This window comes from Vreelandella janggokensis (assembly GCF_031451615.1).
Lineage (GTDB): Bacteria > Pseudomonadota > Gammaproteobacteria > Pseudomonadales > Halomonadaceae > Vreelandella > Vreelandella janggokensis.
Genome location: NZ_JARWAJ010000004.1, coordinates 145,861 through 170,638 on the forward strand (window position 1 = coordinate 145,861; position 24,778 = coordinate 170,638).

General features: G+C 58.0%; 20 protein-coding genes. 9 read left to right on the forward strand and 11 right to left on the reverse strand.

Annotation, left to right across the window (positions count from 1 at the left end; genetic code table 11):
• Position 1: 1 nt before the first annotated feature.
• Complete coding sequence (locus QC816_RS12530; protein ID WP_085917320.1) at positions 2 to 1,219, reverse strand: CaiB/BaiF CoA transferase family protein; 1,218 nt, start codon at positions 1,217 to 1,219, stop codon at positions 2 to 4.
• 42 nt (positions 1,220 to 1,261) lie between these two features.
• Positions 1,262 to 1,957 carry a GntR family transcriptional regulator gene (locus QC816_RS12535; protein ID WP_176243611.1) on the reverse strand — a complete coding sequence of 232 codons (696 nt, stop codon included), beginning with the start codon at positions 1,955 to 1,957 and terminating at the stop codon, positions 1,262 to 1,264.
• A 237-nt stretch (positions 1,958 to 2,194) separates the two neighbouring features.
• Here QC816_RS12535 and QC816_RS12540 point away from each other — a divergent pair, with 237 nt between their 5' ends.
• Entirely contained in the window at positions 2,195 to 4,030 is a 1,836-nt protein-coding gene (locus QC816_RS12540; RefSeq protein WP_309782627.1) for a hypothetical protein, read from the forward strand.
• Positions 4,031 to 4,045: 15 nt separating this feature from the next.
• Positions 4,046 to 5,587: a hypothetical protein gene (locus tag QC816_RS12545; RefSeq protein ID WP_309782629.1), complete on the forward strand. Its 1,542-nt coding sequence runs from the start codon at positions 4,046 to 4,048 to the stop codon at positions 5,585 to 5,587.
• Between the two features lie 168 nt (positions 5,588 to 5,755).
• Here the strand turns inward: QC816_RS12545 and QC816_RS12550 are convergent, their stop codons facing one another.
• Positions 5,756 to 7,060 carry an MmgE/PrpD family protein gene (locus QC816_RS12550; protein WP_085917323.1) on the reverse strand — a complete coding sequence of 435 codons (1,305 nt, stop codon included), beginning with the start codon at positions 7,058 to 7,060 and terminating at the stop codon, positions 5,756 to 5,758.
• A gap of 424 nt (positions 7,061 to 7,484) precedes the next feature.
• Between QC816_RS12550 and QC816_RS12555 the strand changes: the two genes are divergently transcribed.
• Entirely contained in the window at positions 7,485 to 8,345 is an 861-nt protein-coding gene (locus QC816_RS12555) for a nitrilase-related carbon-nitrogen hydrolase (protein WP_309782634.1), read from the forward strand.
• Positions 8,346 to 8,354: 9 nt separating this feature from the next.
• On the opposite strand, the gene QC816_RS12560 is transcribed toward QC816_RS12555, so the two are convergent.
• The 7 genes from QC816_RS12560 to QC816_RS12590 all read right to left on the reverse strand — a co-directional run bounded on the left by QC816_RS12560 (position 8,355) and on the right by QC816_RS12590 (position 16,823).
• Positions 8,355 to 10,424 carry a CocE/NonD family hydrolase gene (locus QC816_RS12560; protein WP_309782635.1) on the reverse strand — a complete coding sequence of 690 codons (2,070 nt, stop codon included), beginning with the start codon at positions 10,422 to 10,424 and terminating at the stop codon, positions 8,355 to 8,357.
• A gap of 36 nt (positions 10,425 to 10,460) precedes the next feature.
• On the reverse strand, positions 10,461 to 11,357 hold the full coding sequence (locus QC816_RS12565) for a glycine betaine ABC transporter substrate-binding protein (RefSeq protein ID WP_422823744.1): 897 nt from the start codon (positions 11,355 to 11,357) through the stop codon (positions 10,461 to 10,463).
• A gap of 260 nt (positions 11,358 to 11,617) precedes the next feature.
• Positions 11,618 to 12,571 carry an NAD-dependent epimerase/dehydratase family protein gene (locus tag QC816_RS12570; protein WP_085917331.1) on the reverse strand — a complete coding sequence of 318 codons (954 nt, stop codon included), beginning with the start codon at positions 12,569 to 12,571 and terminating at the stop codon, positions 11,618 to 11,620.
• A 40-nt stretch (positions 12,572 to 12,611) separates the two neighbouring features.
• Positions 12,612 to 13,904 carry a TRAP transporter large permease gene (locus tag QC816_RS12575; protein ID WP_085917332.1) on the reverse strand — a complete coding sequence of 431 codons (1,293 nt, stop codon included), beginning with the start codon at positions 13,902 to 13,904 and terminating at the stop codon, positions 12,612 to 12,614.
• 2 nt (positions 13,905 to 13,906) lie between these two features.
• On the reverse strand, positions 13,907 to 14,422 hold the full coding sequence (locus tag QC816_RS12580) for a TRAP transporter small permease (protein WP_066318125.1): 516 nt from the start codon (positions 14,420 to 14,422) through the stop codon (positions 13,907 to 13,909).
• A 74-nt stretch (positions 14,423 to 14,496) separates the two neighbouring features.
• Complete coding sequence (locus tag QC816_RS12585; RefSeq protein ID WP_085917333.1) at positions 14,497 to 15,471, reverse strand: TRAP transporter substrate-binding protein; 975 nt, start codon at positions 15,469 to 15,471, stop codon at positions 14,497 to 14,499.
• Between the two features lie 62 nt (positions 15,472 to 15,533).
• Positions 15,534 to 16,823, reverse strand: coding sequence for a ribulose-bisphosphate carboxylase large subunit family protein (locus QC816_RS12590; RefSeq protein ID WP_309782639.1), 1,290 nt, complete (start codon positions 16,821 to 16,823; stop codon positions 15,534 to 15,536).
• A gap of 131 nt (positions 16,824 to 16,954) precedes the next feature.
• Here QC816_RS12590 and QC816_RS12595 point away from each other — a divergent pair, with 131 nt between their 5' ends.
• Both QC816_RS12595 and QC816_RS12600 read left to right on the forward strand, forming a co-directional pair.
• Complete coding sequence (locus QC816_RS12595) at positions 16,955 to 18,001, forward strand: LacI family DNA-binding transcriptional regulator (protein WP_199285006.1); 1,047 nt, start codon at positions 16,955 to 16,957, stop codon at positions 17,999 to 18,001.
• Between the two features lie 24 nt (positions 18,002 to 18,025).
• Entirely contained in the window at positions 18,026 to 19,357 is a 1,332-nt protein-coding gene (locus QC816_RS12600) for a four-carbon acid sugar kinase family protein (protein WP_309782642.1), read from the forward strand.
• A gap of 148 nt (positions 19,358 to 19,505) precedes the next feature.
• Here QC816_RS12600 and QC816_RS12605 read toward each other — a convergent pair whose 3' ends face one another.
• Positions 19,506 to 20,186: a GntR family transcriptional regulator gene (locus QC816_RS12605; protein ID WP_264826577.1), complete on the reverse strand. Its 681-nt coding sequence runs from the start codon at positions 20,184 to 20,186 to the stop codon at positions 19,506 to 19,508.
• A gap of 343 nt (positions 20,187 to 20,529) precedes the next feature.
• Between QC816_RS12605 and QC816_RS12610 the strand changes: the two genes are divergently transcribed.
• From QC816_RS12610 to QC816_RS12625, 4 genes are read left to right on the forward strand one after another with little or no spacing between them, the layout of a single operon-like run.
• Positions 20,530 to 21,528 carry a TRAP transporter substrate-binding protein gene (locus QC816_RS12610; protein ID WP_085917337.1) on the forward strand — a complete coding sequence of 333 codons (999 nt, stop codon included), beginning with the start codon at positions 20,530 to 20,532 and terminating at the stop codon, positions 21,526 to 21,528.
• Between the two features lie 8 nt (positions 21,529 to 21,536).
• Positions 21,537 to 22,103, forward strand: a complete 567-nt coding sequence (locus tag QC816_RS12615) for a TRAP transporter small permease (protein WP_264826578.1) — start codon at positions 21,537 to 21,539, stop codon at positions 22,101 to 22,103.
• Complete coding sequence (locus QC816_RS12620) at positions 22,100 to 23,380, forward strand: TRAP transporter large permease (RefSeq protein ID WP_085917339.1); 1,281 nt, start codon at positions 22,100 to 22,102, stop codon at positions 23,378 to 23,380. The genes QC816_RS12615 and QC816_RS12620 overlap by 4 nt, the downstream gene beginning before the upstream one ends.
• A gap of 18 nt (positions 23,381 to 23,398) precedes the next feature.
• A complete protein-coding gene (locus QC816_RS12625; protein WP_199285009.1) occupies positions 23,399 to 24,772 on the forward strand; it encodes an amidohydrolase family protein in 1,374 nt (457 codons plus the stop codon).
• The last annotated feature ends 6 nt before the right edge of the window (positions 24,773 to 24,778 follow it).

Here is a 24,778-nt window from a genome sequence, read left to right on the forward strand (position 1 = left end):
GTCAGATCACCTGGTCGTCGCGTAGGGCGGCGAGTGCATTGGTATCGAGATCAAGCCAGTCGGACAGGATGGTCTCGGTGTGCTCGCCTAAGACGGGGCCAACGTGACGTACACTTCCCGGGGTTCTGGATAGTCGCGGAAAAACGTTCTGCATTGGCAGAGGTTTACCGTGGTGATCGGAGACTTCGACAATGGCTTCACGCGCCTTGAAATGCGGGTCATCGAGCATGTCGGGCGCGTTGTAGACCAAGCCAGCGGGGACGCCCGCGTCAGCGAGAATATCAACGACGTGCTGAGCGTCGTGCTGGCGTGTCCAGGCTGCCACAAGGTCATCGATGGCCTGCTGATGCTCGCCGCGCGCCCGGTGCGTGGCGTAATCAGGATGATCTGCCAAGCTTGGCTGGCCCATCGCTTGGCAAAGGCGAGCGAAGACGGTGTCTTGGTTGGCGCCAATGATGACGTCCCGCCCGTCCCGCGCGGGGTAGGCATTGGAGGGCGCGATTCCCGCCAGAAAGCTGCCGCTGCGCTCGCGAACCTTGCCGGCACGTGCGAATTCAGGAATGAGGCTTTCCATCATCGCCAATACGGATTCGAAAATGCTGCTGTCGACCACTTGGCCGTGCCCAGTGCGCTCACGCTGGTGGAGGGCCATCATGGTGCCGAGGGCGGCATGCAAACCTGCCAGTGTGTCACCGATTGAAATGCCGACGCGGACCGGAGGTCGATCCGGATAGCCGCTCAAATAGCGTAACCCGCCCATGGCCTCGCAGACTGAGGCGAAACCGGCTCTTGTGGAATAGGGCCCATCCTGGCCGAAGCCGGTAACCCGGACCATCACCAAGCCTGGGTTGTCCTGGGAGAGCACGTCGTAAGAGAGCCCCCATCGTTCCATCGTGCCGGGGCGGAAATTTTCAATAATGACGTCGGCGTTTTTGGCCAATTCGCGCAATACTTCTTGTCCACGCGCTTGGCGAAGATCCAGGGTAAGTGACTGTTTGTTGCGGCCAATGACATTCCACCAGAGAGGCTCGCCCGTCTCATTATCCGCTGCCCCCCACTGGCGCATGGCGTCACCTTTGCCAGGCGGTTCGACCTTAATGACCTGGGCGCCGAAGTCAGCCAGTACCTGGCCGCAGTAGGGCCCGGCAATCAGCTGACCGAGTTCCAGTACCTTGATATCGTTCAGGGGCGTTGAGGGTTGGGCTTCGTTTTTAATCATTGTTGTTGTGATGCCTCTATTGAATGATTGGATGGATGCTCGCTAAGACTCGGCAGAATCGGAAAAGCGGCCATTTAACGACTTGGCAGCGAGTAGGTGAGCGCTCATGATTTGTTCGGCCCATAGAGGGCTACCCACCTTAATGGCCTCCAGAATCTCTCGGTGATGGCGCATACTCCGGCGCAGGCTGGCCAGGTCGTAGTGACTAAAATTACGTCTTATGACCGAGGTGCGAACCACACTTTCCAACACGGCACCCAGGCGCTGGTTTCCGCTCGCGTGGATCAGTTCGCGGTGAAACTCATGATTGATGGAGGCGATTTCATTACGTATGGATGGCGTCGTATCGGCCATCTCGGTGAGCTGTTCCATGTGGGAAGCCATCGCTTCGAGTTTGGTAAGGCATTCCCTGGTCATGCGCTCGCTTGCCATGCGAACCGCCATGGGTTCCAGTACAAGGCGTAGTTCAAAGACCTCACGGGCATCCTTTTCGGTCCAGGCCGTCACACGAGACCCGTGATGGGGAATCATCTCGAGCCAACCTTCCGACACCAGTTCGCGGAGGGCCTCACGGACAGGCGTTCTGCTCACGTCGAGTTCCCGGGCAATATTCGCTTCCCGAATGTACTCATGAGCCTGGTAGTGCCCATCTAAAATCCGCTGTTTGATGACCTCATGCACCTTGGTCGTCGCTGTCTGGACCACGGAAGCAGGTGCTATGCGAGCGGTGTTTGCCATCTGGATTCCTAAAATTGTATGCAGTTTTGAATCTAGGTGAGTAATTAGCGCTCAGAAATTAAACTTTTGTCTATTGTTGTATGCAATCTTGGGGTTTTGAATGAAATCAAGGAGATTGTCGTCATCACAAGTATTAGACAATTGAGCGTTGACCCCCTCACTAAAGGCACCTAGTTTTTTTACATCTAACGGGTGACCACGGCTCTAGCGATCCGAGCTTTCGAGGGTAGGAAAACCATGTATCGGACACTCAATGCTACCTGTCGGCTTATCTCCTTACCTCTTTGGCTCTGCACTGCCACCACGGTGTTTGCTCAGGATGCGGTTAGCGCAGCTGACGTAATGGATATCCAGGAAATCGAACGCATTGCCGACATGGCGCGAGCGGGAAGCGACCCGCGAATAACGGCGAGTAGTGTCGATAAAAGTGGCCGTGACGAGAATCGCACGAACGCCACTCCGCCAGTTCTCGTATCCATCCAAGGTGACCCCGCTTTTGTCTACACGCGTGGCGCTAACTACGATGTGCCTGAGGGAGAGCCGGAATTTGTGATGCGTTGCCGCGGCGATGGCATCATCGATATGACCAGCATCGTCTCACAGTTGATGGACGACCCTCTGGAACTGAGCGCTGACGACGAGTATTCACTCCACATTCGTCCTTACGGTCAAGACCACGAATTGACGATGCCGGTAGCGCTGGGGGAGCGCTTTCCCAGTCATCGCCATGTGGTTCGCGTGACGGGGTCGGCACGCGCTGACGCCCCCTTCTTTACTCACTTGAAGGGCACCACCAATTTTTCCTATCAGTTGAAAAGAAATGGCGCGTTCTTGCCCATGACCGGCGGCCTTGATTTCAGCACGTTTCGAGCGGATGTGGAGCCACTATTGGCGTATTGCCGCGCTGGTAAGCCGAATCCACTAAAACGCATCGATCTCGACGAGACCGTGATTGCTGAAAATGACCCAGGATCGGCGGAGGCGCCCGCCGAGCTTGATTTGTCATTCCTGGACCAGAGCCAGGCGCGAACCTTCCAGCGGATTTATGAGGGTCGGCGGGCCTCTTCGGAGTCGTCGCTGCGGGCTCGGATGCTCAACTATATGGCGTTCCACCTTGCTTACTGGGAGGGCTGTGCCACGGCCACTGACGAGCCGATGTCTTCCTATACGACGACGCCTCTTGCCGAGGTTCAGACGGTGAGCCTCCTTGATGACGATTTTGCGCCGTTTGTCCTCACGGCCTCTACCTATGAGGACGTCAGCAGAGAAATATATGACAGCGAGCTGCGAAACGATTTCTCGTTCAGCGTTTTATCTCAGCGGTTCGATGAACTGCGTCAGAGGCAGCAGGAAGGCTTTATCGATGTGTTCACCCATCACGGCTGCTCGGGAGAGGTGTTCGATAGGCTCCGGCAGAATATTCGCGAAGACCTTCCTTGGTACGATTACACCGATGGGCGCCGTGATGTCGTGGTCGATTTCGGAGGGCGGCAGTTCGACCTGCAGCTGTCGCAACCGATCGATATCGCGCTGGCTCGAAACCCCGATGGTGCGCCTACGCCCGAGCCCGCGCTGACGCCTGAACGGCCTGCATCGGTGGTCGATCCTGGCGTGCCGTCGCTGGCAAGTCGTTTCACACCGAATGCACAGGACATCCAGAACGCGATTCAGACAAGGGTCGATGTCGCTTTCCAGCGGCTGGATGCGATGGGCGACCAATGCAACACCTATCGCCGGGACAACAATCCTGTGGCAGCAATGATGTGCCTGTTCTCCGGAGGCGGTGCGATGAACTCAAGCACCGGTAATATGCGCATCACATCTGTCAGCCTGGATCACTGCCTGCGTATGAAGGACCCTGACGTATCGGCCTATTGTCGGTATCGCGCCGATATGTCGATGACAGGGTCAGGCATGATGGGGCAGGTCGCGTCGCTCGTGAATGCGGCAAGCGCTTTCAATCAGTGGACCTGGGCCTCGTTTCGTCAAGACGGGCAGACCTGGCAACTGGTGGAAACATGGGAAAATTGCCGGATCGACGACAATATCTTGCGTTGCACAAGCCGACGCTAGACGGGGAGGTCTGCCATGCTCGCTACTCGGTCGCTGCCACTTATCCTGGCCATCGGTCTGGTCATGGCCCCAATCCCCGCTGCCGCCTTCTTTTTCGGCATCGGTTTTAGCCTGCCGCCCCCCGCCATTCAGGCCAACCTGGACATCCCTTTCTTCGAGGAGAGTGAAGCCGAACTTGTCCTGCGCTTCAATCCGGGGTCTGAGGCGGTTGCCGACCCGGCGATTCGGGATGTCGTCGCAGCCGTCATGTTGTTGGGTATCGCGGACGAGGCGATTTTTCCGCGCACCGCTGGGTCATCGAACCTCGAACTCTCTGCACCGGCCTTCACTGGGCCGATCACGGAGTACCGTAAGGCGCTTGCCGATTTCGACGGTCCTGACGCCTCGATTGCAGCCTTGGCGGATGCCTCTGGCATGACCCCCGGAAACGGCATGCCGGTTCTGAACAGCCTTGACCCTGAGGCCATGGTCGGTGTCGGAAACGGGCGAGCGGTGTTGCGGCAAAGTTTTCAGCGACTCACCGAGGCCGGTTACACGCTGGGGAACGGTGCGCGGCTGCTCACGGAAGATGGAGTGCCGGTCGAGCTTGATATCGCTATAGCGGCGCCGTTTTTAACCCTTCAACAACGCCACGCCCTGCAAGCGGCCACAACGAACATGATGCGTTTGGGCATCACGGTTGATGTGCGAGAAAGCGCCGATCCCGATACCACCCCGGTGCTGAAGGAAAGCGACGCGATGATCGCGCTGGAGGATTCCAACCTTTACGAAACACTGCTTGGATGGGTGCTGTCGCTTGATTGGAAAGACACACCCGTCGACGCTTTCATTGAGGGCCTGCCCAAGCCGCTCACGCCTCATCAGGAAGTGACGGCTTTTGCGCTTCTTGACGACTACCTCACGGGGATGGGCTATGCGGTGTCGCTGGCCCACACAACGCCTGTTGGCGACTACACCGAGAGCGCCGAGCGTGCGCTGCTCTGGCGAACAGCGGAAACGCGTGCCTACCTTTCGAGGGTATGCGGCGAAGACTGGCGAAGCCTTTATACAGGGTATACCGACACCGAGCTGGTGTTCAGGCGGCAGGATCATCCCCTTGTCATGTATCTGCCGAAGCAGGGTGGGGTGGGCAAGAACCTGAGAGTGGCGCTGCTGGCGACGGAGGAGCAGGTCGGCATTCCGGATCAAGGCATCGTGCGAGTGCAGCCCATCGGTTTGCATGATGCGTCCCTGGACGAAGCGCTCTGGGATGGACGGCCCATCGATATCCCGGTCAAAAGGCTGGGGCGCACGCTGGTATTGACGGACCCCACTGCCTATCTCGATGTCGCAAGGCATGTGAATCGTGTATCTCGAACCGACGGTATCACGACGGTGCCCATGGTTTTCCAGGAGAACATTGAGGGTGAGTTGCGCACCCAGCAGCCGAAGCAGGACCATTTCATCAGTGCTGATGCCCTGATCGACCACGATTTTTCGGGCGTGCCGTTATGTGCCACGAAGATCTATGACAGTGAAGAAGCGCTCACCTTCAGCCACTTAGCGTCAGGTGAGTAACGTCGTGGTGAATAGCTTGCGACATCCCCGGGGCTGACCCCTTTTTGGTAAGGGGTAGAGGTTCACTGCTTCTGGACACCAACCCAGGTGGTAGTATCAACACCATAAGCGAGATGTCAGATGACCAGAAAACGATATGAGGCCATTCAGCGCTTGCCCGTCCTCGTTTCAAGGCTCGCCAAGCAGGGCTAGAAGGTCGCCCGCGGGTCGCGTATCGAGACTCATCACCACCTCGTGAATTCGTGTGGCTCGGTCGCCCAGGACAGGCTTGGCCAACGTTTGATATTTCTCAATCAACTCCGCGTCCGACAGCGGCTGATCGGGATTGCCACGCGCCTCGAAGTTCGCGCTTTCGATGACCTCACCGTTGCTTAGATGCAATCGGGCACATGCCCAGCGCTCGGCAGGAAAGCGGGCGTTGAAGTTGTCATCCTCATGAATCTCTACTTGGCTGGCAAGCGCCTTGAGGTCGGGGGCGTCGAGCTCGTCGCAGACACCCGCAACATCCACGGTACCCCGCCCCAGTGCGCAGGCGACAGACCAGGGCAGACTGTACTGGGCTTGCTCGGTGGTCGTCGGGTGCATCACGTGCAGGCGTTTGCCTTCGTGAAAGGTAATAATCTCGATACGCGTGATGGCGGCGGGATCGCGTTTCGCTGCAGGAAGTGACAACACGGCTTCCACGGCGGGCTGGGCCCAGCGGCAGACCGGGTAGGCTTTGAAGTACTGCTCGTGGAGATACCAGCGCTCGCCCAGGTCTTGCCAGACCATGGTCACGTCCGGCGCGGTCACTGTCAGCGCCGGGGCTCCGGTGAAGCCGTCTTCGGCCAGCAGCGCCGCTGAGATCCCGGTCATTGCCCCCCAACCAGAGCCGTCCTTGAGCATCGTGGGGTGGTCGATGCAGCGCATCATCTGGCTGCGCGGGCCATAGAACTCTGCGATACCCAGGGCATGATGCATGGTCTCGACATCAACCCCGCGCAGGCGAGCGGCAACGGCAGCGACACCCAGGGCGTTCCAGGCGCCGGAGGTGTGGTAATCCGGACTGGTGGCGTGCAGGGCGATCCCCGCGCGGGTAGCAATCTCGTAGCCGTAGGCAAGCAAGGCGAGGAAATCGTGTCCGGAAAGTCTGTTGACCTCGGGCAGCGCCAGTAGTCCGGGTAACAAGGCGACGCCGGCGTGTCCTTTGGTGAGTACTTGGCCGTCGTGTGCGTCGAGCGCGTCGATGAGCCAGGCCCCGTGTAGGGCGACGCCGGTTGGCGAGGCTTGGCCGTTGGCAAATAATAGCGGACGGTCGCCGCCGTGCTGGGTAGTCACAAAGCGTCTGGCTTTTTCGGCGAGGGACGTGCGGGTGGCCCCGGCGGCCACCCCCAGCAGGTCAAGCAGGCACCGCTTGACCTGATGAAGGTGGGCGGCGTCCAGAGCCGTTAGATCGACTCCGTGCATCCAGGAAAGGGAAGGGTGGTCGTGCATGTTAGTGTCCTTTAGTGCTGGTTTTTGACCCAGAATCGCTTGATAGATGAAAAAGCCCATTCCCTATCAATGTGCCAATACACATAGGATGAAGATTACTTAACATAATGTGTTCGAAGATAAGGACCCTAAAAACTCGTGAACACTTATAAAAAGTTTTAAGTAAATTCATTGGCATGGACGTCGCATTCGTGAACAAGTGTTTTACTAACGCGCTTAAAAAGTTCTGTATAAGACACTTTTTATAAGTGTGTAGGTAAAGAGCTTAACACGCTCTTCAGAGATATCTCTGATTATGATATTCGGATATGTCATGCCATTTATTTGCGATGCCAATAGGCATTGGATAGGAAATGCATGGGTTTCACCGTATCCTCGTCGAAGCTTATCCAGTGTTTTCTTGTTTCTTGCGGGAGGCAACATTTTGAGCATTTGCAGGACGAATTACCGGCTCGCCGCCGCCCAGATTCAATGCTCGCTGGCTGATGTCGCGCACAATATCGAGACCCACCGTCGTGTCATCGAGGAAGCCCGTCAGCGGGAGATCGATGTATTGGTGTTCCCGGAGCTTTCCCTGACGGGGTATGACCTGGGCACCCGTGTTCCCGAGGTTGCCATGCATCGCGATGATCCGCGTCTTGTCCAGTTGGCGGAATCCGTCGGCAACATGCTGACAGTAGTGGGTTTCGTCGAGCGCTGCGGTCGCGGTGAATATGCCAATTCCATGGCCTGCTTGTGTTCTGGGCAGGTCGTTGCCGTGCATCGCAAGGTCAATCTCTGTACCTACGGAGGACACGAGGAAGGCAAGCATTTCAGCAAGGGACAGTCGCTTACCGTCGCCGATGCCGACGGTCTCGCCTGCGGTGTGATGATCTGTGCCGATCTCTGGAATCCCGGCTTGGCCCACGCGGCCATGATGGAGCGTCCCGACGTCATGCTGGCACCGGTCAACGCGGCCACGGGAATGGTCGATGGCGATTTCGATGACGAAGGCAATTGGCTGATCTGCCTGAAGTTCTACGCCATGATGTACTCTACGCCCATGGTCATGGCCCATCGCTACGGGGCAGAGGGCGATGCCTGGTTCTGGGGCGGTAGTTGCATCGTCGACGTTGATGGCAAGGTGCTGGTGCGGGCCGAAGACGGAGAGACCCTCGTCAGCGCCGACATCGACACCGACGCGATCGACGCCGCCCGTTTCGCGATGCCAACCCACCGGGACGCTGACACGCCATTGGTGGCTTCGCTGATGGCACAGCGGCTGGAACGGGAGCGTCACGGCTGAGGGCGCGACTTACACCCAGCGTCGTCGGCGGCGCGTTTTCCAGCGTCGGTCGATGAAGCGTTCGGTCTCATCAAAGGCCTGCAGACGTGCTTCCAGGTAGAACCAGTCGGCATCACAGCTCAGTTCCGCCCAGGTTTCGGTGTGGACGTGCCAGCCGTCGCGTCTGAAGTCCTGTCGCCAGCTCTTGCTCATGGTCGCGGTGGCGGGTGCATCGGGGTGGATCGTGTAGCGCTCGTCCGCCGAGGCAATGTTGGTCAGGCCATGGTCGTAGGCGATCTCTCCGAAGTCGTCGATGATGGCGTGCCGGGTCCAGCCGTCGGTCAAGGAGTGGGTGACGTCTCGGGACTGTTCGCCCGCGCGTACAACCTGATGTTGCATGGGGCCGGAAAAGACTGCCGGTTCGAAGTGTACCGGTGGCGTGTCGTGCGAGGCGCGCTGAGGTAGCGTGAGTTGAGAGTCGGCCTCATGCAGGGTCAGCGTCACCGGGTAAGGGCTTGGCCAGACCAACGGCCAGTAGGCAGTGGTCACCGAGACGCGAAGCCGGTGCCCGGCGGTGAAGCGGTAGCAGGTTTGATTCAGTGGAACCGACACGTCGAACGGCGTATCGCATGGTACGTCGGAGGGTGTGACGTGGCTATCGCGGTGGCAGAGGTTGAGTACACCGTAGGAGACGCGTTGTGACACGCCTTCGGGCGAGACGTCGCAAACGCGCACGATCAAATTGGCGCGCGGCTGGTCGACGCTGACCCGCAGCGATAGCGTGGGGCGCCCCAGAATTACCATGTCGGTATCCAGCGGAGCGGTGTCGTAGGTCAGCGAATGGGCGTCGTCGACACGTTGATCGCCAGCGATCTCGGGGCCGCTGCTGTGGGGAATGTACTCACCGCATTGCAGGCCGTTGTCGGCGGGCGCACGCAGTTTGGCCATCTTGGGGCGGATAGCCCCGCTGTTCGTGTGTAGCGCGCCATTGCCGAGCGCCAGGGCTTGCGAAGTGACGTGCGGGCTTGGCCATTGTGTTTCGGCGAGCCATTCGCCGGGCACGTCGAGCCGTTGCGGATCGGCCTCGGAAAAGGACGGACAGAATACGCGATATAGCGGTTCTTCCATGATGCCGGTGTCACGCCCCTTCAGCCAGTGATCCCACCAGCGCAGCGCTTCCTGGAGAAAGCCGATGGTCGGCCCAGGCATCGCCAGGTGCGGATAAGCATGGGGCCAGGGGCCGACGATCCCACGCCTTGGGCAGGGCGCATGCTCGAGAATTTCGGCGACGAAGTTGACATAGGCGTCGGCCCAGCCGGTGACGGCCAAGGTCGGTGTCGTCAATTGTGCATAATCCTCGCACACCGAGCCGTGGCGCCAGTAGGCATCGCGCGTCTGGTGATCGAACCAGTTCTCGGCCACGAAGGGTTGATGGGCGAGCCGGTGCTGCCAGAGTTCACGCCAGTCGTCGCGTAAGGCGGGGTCTGGCGGACGCGACATGAAGGATAGCGACGAGGCCGCCCAGCCGAAGTTCTCGTTGAGCACGCAGCCGCCCTTGTAGTGCACGTCATCGTGATAGCGGTCGACGGTGGCACCAACGGCGATGATGGCGCCGAGCGCTGGCGGCTGGCGCGATGCCACCTGCAATGAGTTGAAGCCGCCCCAGGAAATGCCCATCATGCCGACGCGGCCACTGCACCATGGCTGTTCGGCTATCCAGGCGATTGCGGCGACGATATCGTCCTGCTCGCTCACTAGGTATTCATCTTCCAGCACGCCGTCGGAGTCGCCGCTGCCGCGCAAGTCGATACGCAGCGCTGCATAGCCGTGTCCAGCGAAGTAGGGATGCATGCGTTCGTCGTCGGCACTGGTGGCGTCTCGTTTTCGGTAGGGGATGCACTCGATGATCGCGGGCACGGGATGGGACTCGGCGTCTGTCGGCCTCCACATCCTTGCTGCGAGGTGGCTACCATCGGGCAGCGGGATGAAAAGTGCTGGTTCCTCTACGACCGGATGCGGGAAGTCACGCACTTCCCGGGAATCGGGTTGGCTTCCACTTGGAAACATGGGGTGTCCTGTCACTTGGGGCGATGCAAGCATCGCCCCCGGAAAAGAAGATGGGATCGGAGCAAGGGGTTAGAGCAGGTCGTTTTCGGTCAGGAAGTCCTTCGCGACCTTTTCAATGCTCTGATCATCGACGTCGACTCGGCGGTTCAGGTCGATTAGCGTCGGATCGTTCAACGCAGCGGACATATCGTTTAGCAGGGGGCGAAGTTCAGGGTGGGCGTCGAGGGTTTCTTGGCGAACCACCGGTGCCAGCTGGTAGACCGGGAAGAACTGCTGGTCGTCGTCGAGCACCTCGAAGTTGAAGGCGCCATTGCGGCCATCGGTAGCGAATACCAGCGCCACGTCGACTTCGCCTTCACGCAGCGCATTGTAAGTAAGCCCTGAGTCCATGCGCTTGACGCTCGAGCGGGGAAACTCGAATCCATAAGCTTCTTGGAGTGGCCGCAGCCCATCTTCGCGGGCATAGAACTCGGCATTAGAGGCTAGCGTCAGATCGGCACCATCGTTCATCGCCGCGGCTAGATCAGAAAGGGTATGGATGTCGAGTTTTTCGGCCTCGGCCTCGCGCATGGCGAGCGCATAGGTGTTGTTGGTGTCCGAAGGATTCAGCCAGACCAGGCCTTTCTCGGCGTCCAGACGCTTGGCAGTGGCGTAGGTCTCGGCGGCATTATCGGGTTGTGGCTGGTCATTGAAGAGGATGACTGAGTTGCCGGTGTATTCCCAATAGAGGTCGACTTGGCCATTTTCCTGCGCCTGACGCAAAACGGAGGTGCCCAACCCCTCGCGCTTGTCGACGTCATAGCCTTTGGCTTGCAGCAACTGGAAGGTGGCGGAGGTGAGAATCAAATGCTCCGTGTAGTTGAGACCGCCGACCACGATAGGGTCATCTTGTGCGTGTGCCGTCATGGTGGTGGCAGAAAGGCCCAGTCCCAGGGTAGTCAGGAGTGTCATGATGAGATGTTTCATAGCAGCGACATACCTCTATTTTTTTATGAAATACAACTTTCGTGGTAATTCAAAGTAGCACGCTTAGCGCTGTCGATTGATGAATATACGTTATACCCACAATATCGAGTTCTAAACGATAGCTGGGGACTCGGCGTTGCAAAGCGTCGCAAGCGATGGCCAGCATCACCCCTGCGAGGTAGCCAGCCATTTTTCACGTATAAGACGCATACTTCGCAGGTCGTGCGGCGAATGCGTTCAGTTGCCTCCCATTGCTCCCTTCAATTGGCGTTGGATTTCAGCCACTGCCAGTAGTCGCGGATGCCTTCGCGAATGTCCGTGAATCTGGGCGTGAAGCCAAGCTCCTGCTGGGCCAGCGAGATATCCAGCGGTGCGCCTCTGACCACGAAGGGGCCGGGACCCAGTTTGACGTTGGCCCGCTTGCCCGTGATCTCGGCGACGTGTTCGACGATCTGCAGGTGGTCGACGCTGACCCCGCTGGAGATGTTGAAATTGCGCTGGACAACACTGTCCTTCTGGAACAATTTGACGATGCCGGCCGCTGTGTCGTGTACATGAGTCCAGTCCAGGGCCTGCTCGGCGCCGTTGGGTGCCTGGATATCGTCAAGCCCTTCCAGCGGGCCAAACAATCCCTGGTAGACCATATGCATGTGCGATGGGCGCTTGCCAGGACCGTAGACGAAGAACAGCCGTGCGTTGCGTACGTCCATTCCGTAGGTGTCACTGTATTGCAAGCCATAGAGCTCACCGGCAATCTTGGTGGCCCCATAAAGATCGGTCGCTTTGTAAGGCGTCGCTTCGCTTTGGGGTCCCGGGGCATCGCCGTAAACGGCACCGGAACTCATGTTCACGACCTTGTTAATCCCCAGAATTCGACAGATTTCGAGTACATTCAGGGTACCCATCGCGTTGATCGAGATATTCTTGAAGGGGCGTTGCTGGAACGTGGGGCCGGCGATGACCGAGACCCCATGGATGACACCTTCCAGTTCGTCCTGATGACGAAGGAAAAGCTCGAACATGCTGTGATAGTCGAGGACATCGACGGCTTCCAGCACTAACTTGTCGCGCACCTCCTCCAGATAGTCGAGACCCAGCCGATCGAAATGGCCGGCCGCCATGTCGCAGATGATGACTTGCTTGCCTTGCTTGGCCAGTTGGTAGGCCACCCAGGAGCCGACGTGGCCGAGCCCCCCCGTAATGAGAACAGACATGATGTGAATCTCCTCGTTGTCGTGGACAGGCGTTGCTGCCCTAATTGAGTACCAGGTTGGGTAGAAACATGACGACTGCTGGGAACAGGATGATGATCAGCAATACCGCGAAAAGCGGTATGTAGAACGGGAGTATTTCCCTCACCAGACCCGAGAACGGCATGCCGGTGATCTTCTGTATCGTGAACAGCACAGTGCCGACAGGCGGTGTGATCAAGCCGATCATCAGGGTGAAAATCATGACCACGCCAAAATGCACGGGATCGATACCGTATTGCATCACCACCGGCACCAGTAGCGGGGTCAGCAGGAACAGCGCCGGAACTGAATCAATAAAGAGCCCGATCAGGAGGATGAACAGGGCCAGCAAGAGCAGCAGTCCGAGTGGGTCGGTCACCGTTGCCAGCAGAAAATCCGCCACCAGCGCGGTCACCTGATAACGTGCCAACACCCAGCTATAAAGCGCACTGCCGGCGATGATAAAGAGCAGCGCGGCGGTATCAATGGCGGTGGCGCGCAGAATATTCAGGAACTCGCGTATGTTGATCGAACGATAGACCAGAAACGAGATGATCAGGCAGTAGATCAGCGCTACCACCGACGCCTCGGTAGGGGTAAACACGCCCGAGAGAATCCCCACGATGATAATCAGGGGGGTTAACATTGGCAGTGCGCCCCGCGTGAGGGCGAGAGTAAACTCGCTGAAACGAGCCCTTGCCCGCGTCGGGAAACCGCGCCGATGAGAGATAATGGCGACCATCACCATCAATCCTATGCCCATGAATAGCCCGGGAATGATGGAAGCCAGAAAGATGGCGGCAATCGAGGCATTGGCCAGGGCGCCGTAGATGACAGCGGGGATGCTGGGTGGGATGATCGGTCCAATAGTGGCCGAACTGGCGGTAACGGCGGCACTGAAGCCAGTCGGGTAGCCGTCGTCCTCCATCGCCTTGATTTCCAGCGCCCCGAGTCCGCCGGCATCGGCAACCGCCGAGCCGGACATGCCTGCGAACAGCATGCTGGCGACGACATTGACATGACCCAGCCCACCCTTGAAGTGGCCGACCATGGTGCGGGCGACATCGAAGACACGGTCCGAGATGCCGGCACTGTTCATCAGGCGGCCAATGAGCAGAAAGGCGGGGATAGCCAGAAGGGTAAAGCTGTTGACCCCGTATAGTGTCCGCTGTGAGATCATTTCCATGGGGATGGCGTCAAAGCCACGGGTATAGCCCAGTACAAGGGCCGAAGAGGCGATCATGGCGAATGCCACGGGAACCCCGAGCATCAGCAGAACGATCAAGCCAACGAACATGATGACGAAAACTTCCATGGTCAGTCACTCCTGCCATCTTCGATGGTGGGTTGGGGGGTGCCCATGAGACGCTGGTAAAGTTCACCGAGCAGGAGCGCGATCATGAGCAACGCGGAAATCATCTGTATGAGGTAGATGTAGGAAAAGCTCATCTGAAAGGTGCTGGCCATGATGCCGGCCGTTCTGTCCATCATGTTCCAGGCTCCAGCGACGAGCATCAGCAGCACCAGCACGCAGATCACATCCGCTACGCTGGCAATGATGTTGCGCACGGAAGGGCTCAAGATGTCGGTCACGATGGTGATGCGAATATGTTCCTGGTAGCGCAGCGCGAGCACTGACCCCAGGAAAATTTCGGCCAGGAAGAGATAGCGCGAGGCTTCATCGGTCCAGGACACGGCAATGCCCAAGGCATAGCGTGAGATGACTTGAACAGCCATGATGATCAGCATCAGCGCGAAAGCTGTCATCACAACCCCGGTCAGCAACTTCCAGAACAGATCAAGTGCACGGGTAACGCGTTCCGAGATTTTCACGGGCGCCTCCGGGTGATGTGCATCGGAATGGACGAGCGAGCGAACCGCCGAAAGTGACGGTTCGCCCTTTGCGGTTACTCGACGAGTGACAGGACGTAGTCACGCACCGCAGGATGATAGCTCTCGGCAATGTCGCGAATCGCGGGTTCGGCTGCGCTGCGGAAGGCGGCGACATCCGGCTCGACGATGGTCATGCCGAGTTCCTCAAGCTCCGCGTAGAGGTCGGCCTGGCCATTCGCGACCATGTCGTTACCCCAGCTGGTCGCTTCATCGATCGCACCGAGGATGATGTCGCGATTTTCATCGGAAAGCCCTTGGTAGAAGTCCTCGTTCATCAGCCAGTGAAAGAACGAATAGACATGCTCGGTGCGGTTGATATGGCTCTGTACCTCGTAGAGTTTGCCGGCATGGATCAGATCAACCGGGTTTTCCTGCATATCGATCACCCCGGTCTGCAGGGACGTGTAAACTTCGGGCCAGGCGATAGGGCTGGGCAGGGCGCCGATTTCTTCCCAAATCTGGATCCAGGGCGCGATCTCGGGTACCCGCATGCGCACCCCTTGAACGTCTTCTGGCGTTTCGACTGGGAAGTTGGACGTCAGGTTGCGCGGATTGCGTGCGGAAAGTCCGACCAGACGCATGTTGCCGTTGGCGATAAGCTGTTCGTTGAGCAGTTCGCCGGTCTCGCCGTTGTAGACCTCACGGGCCTCTTCGCTGGAGCCGTAGACGAAGGGCAGGTCGGCGGCGGCAAATTCCTCGGCATATAGGGTCATGGGCATTGAGCCACCCAGGGCGATAGCGTACTCGCCGTAACTGGCGCCCTCGAGGTGGTCACGTTCGCCGCCCACTTCGGTCCCCAGCAGGGTGATCGAGAATTCGCCGTCGGTCTTTTCTTCGATGCTCTCCTTGAGCCGTTCGCCCACCTTGAACATGGGATGCGACGGTTCGACGTGGATGGCAATGGCCAACTCCTCGGCTGAGGCCGTTGTTGTCGTGCCAAAGGCCGCGAGGCCAACGAGGAAGATGCTGCTTGCTGTTATTGTCTTCATGGTACTTACCTCTTTGATGTCGTAGTGGCGTATTGATGTTGTTATGGCGTATCGGTGTTGCTTCATCCTGAAAACGGGCGGCTAAAGGCCCGCAACGCGACCGCAAGGTCGGGTTCCTGTTTAGCGTATTCCTCCAGCGATATTCCGCGGGAGGTGGCGTCCCAGGCGGCACGAATTCCGCGGCAGCCAGAGGCGACTCCATCGGGGTGGCCCATGATGCCGCCGCCGCAGGTGTAAATGAGATCCGTCGACTTGAGTGCCGCGAACGTAGCGGGTACCTGGTGGATCGTTTGGGCCGACGAAAAAACCGGCATTGCACAATCGTCGCGGTCCGGCGCTTCGAGCAATGGGGTCAGGCAGGCGCGGGCGGAGTCGATCACCGAGGCATCGGCCTCGGCAAACTTGCTGCCGAGACCGTTGACGTGCAAGTGATCGGCACCGGCCAGGCGCAGTAATGTCTGGTAGGCGCGGTAATCGATGCCCAACTGCGGATGGCGGTAGAAAAGGCCCCACCCATTGCGGTGACCATGAATCGGTAGCTGGGCATGACGCCTCAGTGCCGTCAGCGACCCCATGCCGATCCAGTTGACGCTGGCCATGACACAGGTACCCCCATGGTCGCGGACCAGGTCATGGCGCTGGCGCATTTCATCGAGGTCGCCAGTGATGTTGAAGGCATACATGGGCTTGCGCCCGGTACGTTGAGCGTGTTCCTCGATCACTCGCATCACCGCAGGGACCCGCTCGGCTAACGGCGAATAGGGGGGATCTGCAATCAGCTCGTCATCCTTGATAAAGTCGATGCCGGCTTCCACCAGTTGCTTGACCAGTGCGGCGGTTTCCTCGGGGGATAGGCCTACACTGGGCTTGATGATGGTACCCACCAGCGGGCCCCGGTCGACGCCTGCCAAATGCCGCGTGCCGGAAACCGAAAACTGGGGGCCGGGCATTGCCTTGATGAACACATCGGGCAGTGCGATATCCGTCAACCGGAAACCGGAAAGTTCCCGTAGCTCAGTGAGGTTGCCAAGAATCGTCGCCATCAGGTTGGAAAGGCTGGCCCCGATATTCTCGAGCGGCCATGACAAGGTGACATCCGCCTGCTGGTAAGTGTCACCGGATAAACAGCCAGGCAGTGAGGGCGTATCACATGCCGTCAGCGCGGTGACCGCGTCTACCCTGGCGGCATGGCGTTCGCGCAGGGCATCGGTTTCTCCGGCCAGCTTGAGGAAAGTGCCGGAGGACTGCTCGCCAGCCATCGCCAGGGCCGCCCGCTCTGGATCAAGCGGCGTTTCGATGCGGTAGCTGGCGCTGATGCGCGGCATTTCAACTGAAGATGGCTGGCTCGCCATTTGCGTACTCCTCACCAACTGGTTCGAATGGCTATTCAGAAAGCTAGCACTGGTGATTTGGTAGCGCTACCATTTTTTTCATCATAGGATAAACTTCCAGGAACGCAAACTGGGATAGATAGGAGAAGGGTATGTCAACCAACAAGACGGGCGTGCGAGAACGTCGACGTCATCAAGGTGATAACCGTGTCACGCTCAAGGACGTAGCGAGGGAGGCAGGGGTCGCGCCGATCACTGTGTCGCGCGCCCTGAATACGCCCGAGAATGTCTCTGCCGGTTTGCGTGAGCGTATCGACAATGCCGTGTCCGCACTGGGCTATGTTCCCAATCTGATCGCCGGCGGTCTGGCCTCGGCAGGTACCCGAGTGATTCCGGTGGTGGTGCCGTCACTGTCGATATTGACCTATATCGAGGTAATCCATGGCATCCAGCAGACCCTTGAACCCGCTGGTTATCAGGTGCTGTTGGGCTCCACCGATTTTGACCTGGAACGCGAGGCCTCCCTGGTCGATACGGTGCTCGGCTATTCGCCTTCAGGGATGATCATGACCGGTCTCCGGCATCGCGAGAGCGCTGAACGTCGGCTGAAGGCCTGGGGACGACCTGTGGTCGAGATCATGGAGTTGGGCGAGACCTGCATCGATATGAACATTGGGGTTGAAAACACCGAAGCGGGGGCCTGCATGGCCAGGCATCTGGTCGAGCGGGGCTATCAACGTATTGCCTTTCTGGGAACTGGCATGGCGCACGATTATCGTGCCCGCCTGCGGTATGAAGGGCATCGTCAGGCATTGAAGGCAGCTGGGATAGAAAGTGACGTGCTATTTCAGGATGACCAACCTTCGTCGTATGAGGTAGGGCGGAAACTGTTTCTGGAGGCGTTGGACGCACGTCCTGAACTGCAGGCGTTACATTTCGCCAACGATAACCTGGCGGCCGGGGCCATTCTGGAAGCCAATCGGATTGGCGTACGGGTGCCCCAGGATATCGCCATCGGTGGATATCTGGGGTTGTCGTTGGGTGAGCACCTGACGCCACGCCTGACAACCGTGACCGTGCCCCGCTACGAGATGGGCGTAGAGGCCGCGAAAATGCTATTGGCGAAGCTGGAGGGCGGATCGCCCGCTTCATCGAGAGTTGATATAGGCTACGAGCTCAAGGTGCGAGAGAGCACCTGAGCAACCAGAAAAGAGGGGCTAACAATGACAAGACCACTGGTTGCCTTTTATGGCGACGATTTCACCGGTTCGACGGAAAATTTGGCGCAGTTCTGCCGCCATGGATTTCGTGGGCGACTGTTTTTCTCCACTGCAGCGCCCGAGACGATCTTTGACATGGCAACGGAACTGGATGTGGTAGGGCTGGCGGGGACGGCTCGTGGGTTGACGCCGTCGGCAATCACCGCCGAGGTCGAGCCGGCCCTTGCAGTCATCGAGTTGATCGCCCCCAGGCTAATGCAGTTCAAGATCTGTTCGACATTCGATTCATCACCGACGGTGGGCAGCATCGGGCATGTAATGGAGCTGGCCCGTCGGCGCTGGCCGGGCTGTGCTCTGCCGGTGATGCCCGCTACCCCGGACTTCGGGCGATACACCGCATTTTCCCACCTGTTCACCCGCTACCAGGGCGAGATCTGTCGGTTGGATCAGCATCCAGGCATGGCGCATCACCCCTCGACCCCGATGAACGAGGCGGACTTGCGTCGTCATCTGGCTTCGCAGACGACAATTGCGTCGGCGGCGGTCACACTGCTCGACTATCGTCAGGCGGGCGGCGGCTGGGAGACATTGTGGTCGGCCGTTGAGTCAGAGCGTTTCGTGGTCCTTGATGCCACCAATCAGTCCGAGCTGCAACACGCTGCCGAGTTGATCCTGCGCCTGGCCGAGCACCGTCCTACGCTCGCGGTTGCTGCCCAGGGGCTGGCAGATGCCGTGGGCCGTTCCTTGACCCGCGATACGGTGGAGCGCCACCCGTTGCCGACCACCTATCAAGGCGTGGCGCGGTTGCTGGTGCTATCCGGCAGTTGTTCCCCCCAGACCTGCATGCAGTTGGCGCATTTCGAGTCGCAGGGCGGTTGCGTTCTGCCACTGCAGCCCGAAGAGGCGATGCGCGATGCGCCTGGCGTGGCCCGACGGCTGTCCCGCCAGGTGATGGCTATGTTCCGAGAGGGTCGTGATGTCGCTGTGGCGACCACGCGCAGCGACACGGATGTCATTGCTGACCTTTCAACCGAGCGACTGGCGACGGTCGTTGGCGAGGTTTTCGCTCGACTGACCCGCGAGCTGAGAGAGGCAGGCGATCTTCATCGTGTTGTTTTTGCGGGTGGTGATACCTCGAGCCATGCCATGCGGCAACTCGGGGCAGATGCCCTGGAACTGGTGGCCTTCGATGAGGCTCAGGGCGGCCATCTGTGCCGGCTGGTAGCCACCGACTCGCCGGTCGACGGGCTGGAGGTAGTACTCAAGGGCGGCCAGATCGGCGGGGAGGAGCTACTGGTGCGCGTCAAGCGCGGCACGGCCTATCCCGATGCATGAGGGAGACGATGATGTATCCGGTCCGACCAATCTGTCTCGAAAACAGCTTGGCGAAGTGTCATGACGGACGCCTTAATTGCTTCCGTACGGTGCCTTTTGGGATAGATGGAAGGGTTTATGATCTATGAGGGCATACAGCGCTGCTTCTCTATCCATAAAGTGCTTCCCAGTGAATGCCACTTTCAACTTGCTGATCCAAATGAAGTGCCTGCTCAATGTGATGTAAGTGATGCAGCATCAAGTCGATGGCTCGTTCTTCATCACGTTCAGCTATCGCGTCCACAATCATGGCATGCTCATCTTCTGGACAAGCGGGCGTCTGAGGCTCGTCGAAAAGAGCAATAATCAAGCAGGTCAGAGGACAGAGTTCCGCCATCAGTTTTTCAATGAAGCTGTTACCGCTAAGGCGAGCCATCAACATATGAAACTGGCCTGACAGCCGAATGATGCGCCGCCGATCTCCAAGCCGGCGTGCCTCGGTTTCCTCTTCTAAATGAGCCCGCAACTGTGCCAGGTCGTCGGCGCAGGCGCGCTTGATGACATTACGTACGATCTCCGGCTCTACCAATCGACGGGTGACAAAAAGGTCTCTCGCCTCGTCGGCCGTGGGGCGCGTCACGTAGGCCCCCTTGTTGGGGTGCAGGGTCACAAGCCCGTCTTGTGCCAGCAATGTCAGTGCCTGACGAATCTTCGTTCTGCTCACACCGAAAGCACTGGCTAGTTTTTCTTCCACTAATTTGATGCCTGGGGGTAGCCGGTGCTCCATTACCGCATCCGTTATCCGCTCGGCTATCTCATCAATGGCAAGTTTTGCAAGGGATGTGTCCATAAAGGTTCCTGTATTTTCACTAGCCGTAAGATACGTATGAATGGGGTCGGCTTTCAATCAAAAGTGCGTCTGGTACGACTGCACTGTTAATGGGCGTTTGCATTTTTATCGCACAAAATGAGTGCGATATATTTTCAAAAATATTGTATGCAATATTGTATTAACTATTTTAAATAATATAAAGAACAATATTATTATCCTTTATATTCATTTATTTACGACAATAAATGGCTGATGTCGGTGTGATGAAAATGGGCTTGGCATGCTAGTTGCTGACTTAATCTCAGGTGGCCGAGCTCTGAGTGCCCAGGCTGTCCTTACTAAAACGGCTGGAGATTTCATCATGTCCCATAGCAAATTTTTGAAGGCGGTTCCTTTTTTGGCGGCGGGTATGCTGCTGTCACCCTCGCTCCTGGCGGCGGAACAACTGCGAGTGGCAGGTAACTTTCCGACGGATCATTCGGTCTCTCGCGCCATGGAAATATTTAAAGAGTATGTCGAAACGGAGTCCGAGGGCGAGATCGAGGTCGATCTTTTTCCCGCTATGCAGTTGGGCGGTGCAACCGAAAACGTTGATCAGGTGCGCTCCGGTAGTATTTTTGCGGTCTTTACGTCGATTGCTTACTTCAGTAGGACCGTGCCGGACTACGAAGCCGTCAGTTTGCCTTTCCTGTTCGACAGTCGTGAGCAGGCCTTTGAAGTTATGGACGGTCCCGTCGGTGAGCATCTCGACCAGGAGATGGCAGAGCTCGGCTTTGTCAACCTGGGTTACGGCGAGCTCGGGTTCCGCCACGTGACGAATAATCTGCGCCCGATTACGTCGGTTGAAGACTTCGAGGGCATGCGTATTCGTCTGCAGCCCAATGAGGTCCACCTTCAGACGTTCCGAGCTCTGGGGGCTAATCCGCAATCGATGGATGTGTCAGAACTCTACTCGGCCCTTCAGCAGGATGTGCTTGATGCACAGGAGAACCCCTACAACATTATTGCAAGTCGTCGCTTCCACGAGGTCCAGGATTATCTCTCGGACAGTGGTCACTTTTATGACTTTATCAACGCGGTGGCGAACAAGAATAGCTATGACGCCCTCTCCGATGAACATCGCATGCTAGTGGACGAGGGTATGCAAGCGGCAATGGAGTGGCAGCGTGAAGCGGCTGCGGCGGAAGAAGAAGAGTGGCGTCAGATGCTTATCGACGAGGGCATGGAGTTTACATCGATCCCTGATGAGTTGCGCGCCGAACTTCGCGAGGCGACCTCAGGAGTGGCGGATACGCTTGCCGAGCGGGTCGATCCTGAGTTCCTCGAGCTGGTGATGCAAGAAGCTGAAAGCGCTAAGTGAGACGAGCTATGACGCCTTCTTCCTCTGAAAATCGCCATGATGAAAAACGCGGGTGGGGGCCAATGCCCCCGCCGGTATCTAAACGCTTTAGTTACTTTAAAAAGCTGATCGAGCAATTGGATATCGCCACTTACTGGGCTGTTGTGGTGGTAATGGCGTTGATGACTGTCTTCATCTCTTTGCAAGTTTTTTGGCGCTATGTCTTGGGTTCATCAATAGATTCAGCCAATGAACTATCAAGGCTGTTCTTTGTTTGGGCAATTTTTTTGGCCATTCCCCACGGGGTGAAACACGGCGTTCATGTCGGCATTGATCTGTTTGTCATGATGATGCCGGAAAGGCGGCGAGAGCAGTTGTTTCGACTTACCGCAGGCCTGTCAGCATTGCTGATGTTGATGGTGATGGTAGGCAGTTACACGGCAACTGTTGATGGCTGGAATCAGTTGATGCCGACATTGCCCGTCACTTCTTCTGTTTACTTTATCGCCGTTATGGTTTGCGGCGCCCACGCTTTCCTCCATCTGACATTGCTCGCTTGGGGCGGTTCGGCCACCTGGGAGGTCAATAGACCATGACTTGGTTAGCTATCAGCCTGTTTCTCGGATTGGCGGTATTGGGTATGCCGCTGGCCTTTGCCATTGGGGTGGGGGCTTTGGCATCACTTTTCCTGCTTGATTTTGAATTGGTCGTGATGCCACAGCGCATGATGCATGCCGTCAACAGTTTTCCCTTGATGGCGATACCCCTGTTCATGCTGGCCGGTGAGCTGATGGTAAAAGCGGGGATCATGGATCGCCTTATTGCCTTTGCTAATAGCCTGGTGGGTCGCATGCATGGTGGGCTCGCCCACGTGACCATCACATCAGGCACCATTTTTGCTTCGGTAAGCGGGGCAGCCGTTGCCAGCGCCAGTGCGATGGGCAGCACATTGGTCCCGTCACTGCGCAAATATTATCCTGATGCGTATTCGGGTGCGGTTATTGCGTCGGCGGCTAACCTGGGGCCTGTCATCCCACCCAGTAATGCCATGATTGTTTATGCCCTGATGGCCGGCTCATCCGTGTCAGTGGGTGGTCTCTTCATGGCCGGCATCGTCCCTGGCCTCATGCTGGCCGTGGGCTTCATGGCCATCGCGAGCTGGATTTCCTGGAGACGTGGCTACGAACTCACGGGTGAGTCTTTCAATCTGTGTAATGTGGCCCATCAAGCCCGGCGTGCCCTAGTCATTATCATGATGCCGGTCATCGTGGTAGGTGGCATTGTCGGCGGTGTCTTCACGGCGACTGAAGGGGCGGCCATTGCGGTTGTTTATTCGGCATTCATCGGCTTTGTCGTGACTCGCCGTCTTCATTTTGCCGATCTTCCCGGGTGTCTTTACCGGGCCGCGGTGACGTCAGCCATGGTGGGGGCGTTGATAGCGTTCGCCTCCGTACTCACCTTCGTTTTCACCATCGAGATGGTGCCGGTGATGCTGTCGTCATTCATCCAGTCATTAACTAGCGATCCCTTGACGTTCATTCTGCTGACCATGGTGTTGCTGGTGGGGATCGGCATGCTGGTCGAATCCAACGCGGCCTACATCATGCTGGTGCCCCTGTTTGCGCCCGTGGCGCTTGTCTACGGTATCGATCCTCTCTATTTCGGCTTTTTGTTCATGTACAACCTGGTGGTCGGCATGATGACGCCCCCTGTTGGGGTGCTGTATTTCGTGATGAGCGGCATTACCAAAGTGCCGATGATGACACTCGTCAAGGAGTCGCTGCCTTTCGTTGCGTTTCAGTTTGCGATCCTTGGTCTGTGCATCGCCTTTCCCCCGATCGTTACCGGTCTTCCTCGTTTACTTGGCTACTGATGGCTCCAGGAGTAATAAATGGAAACACCGCCTTTATTTAATGCGACCTATCCCGCCGACCTGGTGATCCATGGTGCCCGCGTCATCACGGTCGATCCGGTCCTCGGGGAAATCGAGCGTGGTCGTATCGTCATCCATGCGGGTCGGTTGGTCGAAATCGGCCCCGACGATCCTGCCAAGCCGCTACCTCCCGCCCGTCGAACGCTTGACATGCAAGGTCGGGTTGTCACCCCGGGGTTCGTCAATGTGCACACCCATACCATTCTCAGCATGGTGCGCGGCGTCGCCGAGGATATGGGATTTGCCCCGGCGTATACCCCGGGGGTACCCCATGGCCATGAGGTCAGTGAAGAAGAAGCGGTGGCTCTGGCCCGATTGGGCGCGGCAGAAGCCCTGTTGTTCGGCTCCACGCTGATCAACGATAGCTATGTCCACGCCAACCAGACCCTGCCTGCAATGGGCGAGCTCGGTATGCGTGTGATTACATGCGGTCGGATACACGATGTGGACTTCAGCCGGGTGCATGAAGGTATCTGGGAGCACCGAGCCGAGATCGGCGAGACGACATTGGCCGACGCCGTCGCGTTGCATGATCGCTGGCAGGGCGGTATGGACGGTCGGCTGGGGGTTGAGCTGGCTGCGCATGCGCCGGATACCTGCTCCAAAGAACTGCTGACGAAAGTGGCAAAGACAAGCGAGGCATTGGGCGTCCAGGTCAATGGCCACCTCTCCCAAAGCCTCAAAGAGAATCGTCGTGTTCAGGAGCGCGACGGCATGAGCCCGACCGAGCTGCTCGATGACGTCGGTTTGCTGGGCTCTCGGTTCACCGCGGCGCACTGCATGTATGTCAGCGATAGCGATATCGCAAGAATTGGCGCCACGGCGACCAATATTGCCCATGTACCGCGAGGCAATGCGACCGGTGGTCGTATTGCCCCGACGACGCGTCTGCGTCAGGCCGGTGCGAACCTGGCGCTGGCCACTGACAACATGCACGCCGATATGGTGGAGGTGATGCGCTGGGCGCTGATCATGGGGCGCGTCCAGGAGGGCGAAGTCAATGAGACGTGGCAGCCCCATCATGTCGTCGAGATGGCAACCCTGGGAGGTGCCAAGGCACTCGGGCTCGACGCTGAGCTCGGGTCACTCACGCCTGGCAAGCGCGCCGACCTGGTGGTGTTTGACTTCCGTCGGCCACACCTTGTGCCGCTAATCAATGCGATGGGCAACCTGGTTCACACGGCCCAGGGGCGAGATGTGGAGTATGTGGTTTGCAATGGCGAGGTTGTCGTTGAAGGCGGTGAGCTGAGCCGTGCCAATACATCAGTCTTGCTTTCTGATGCCCAGGGCGCCGCTGAAGCGCTTTGGCAACGCGCCCGGGCGCAGGTGTAAAGGAGA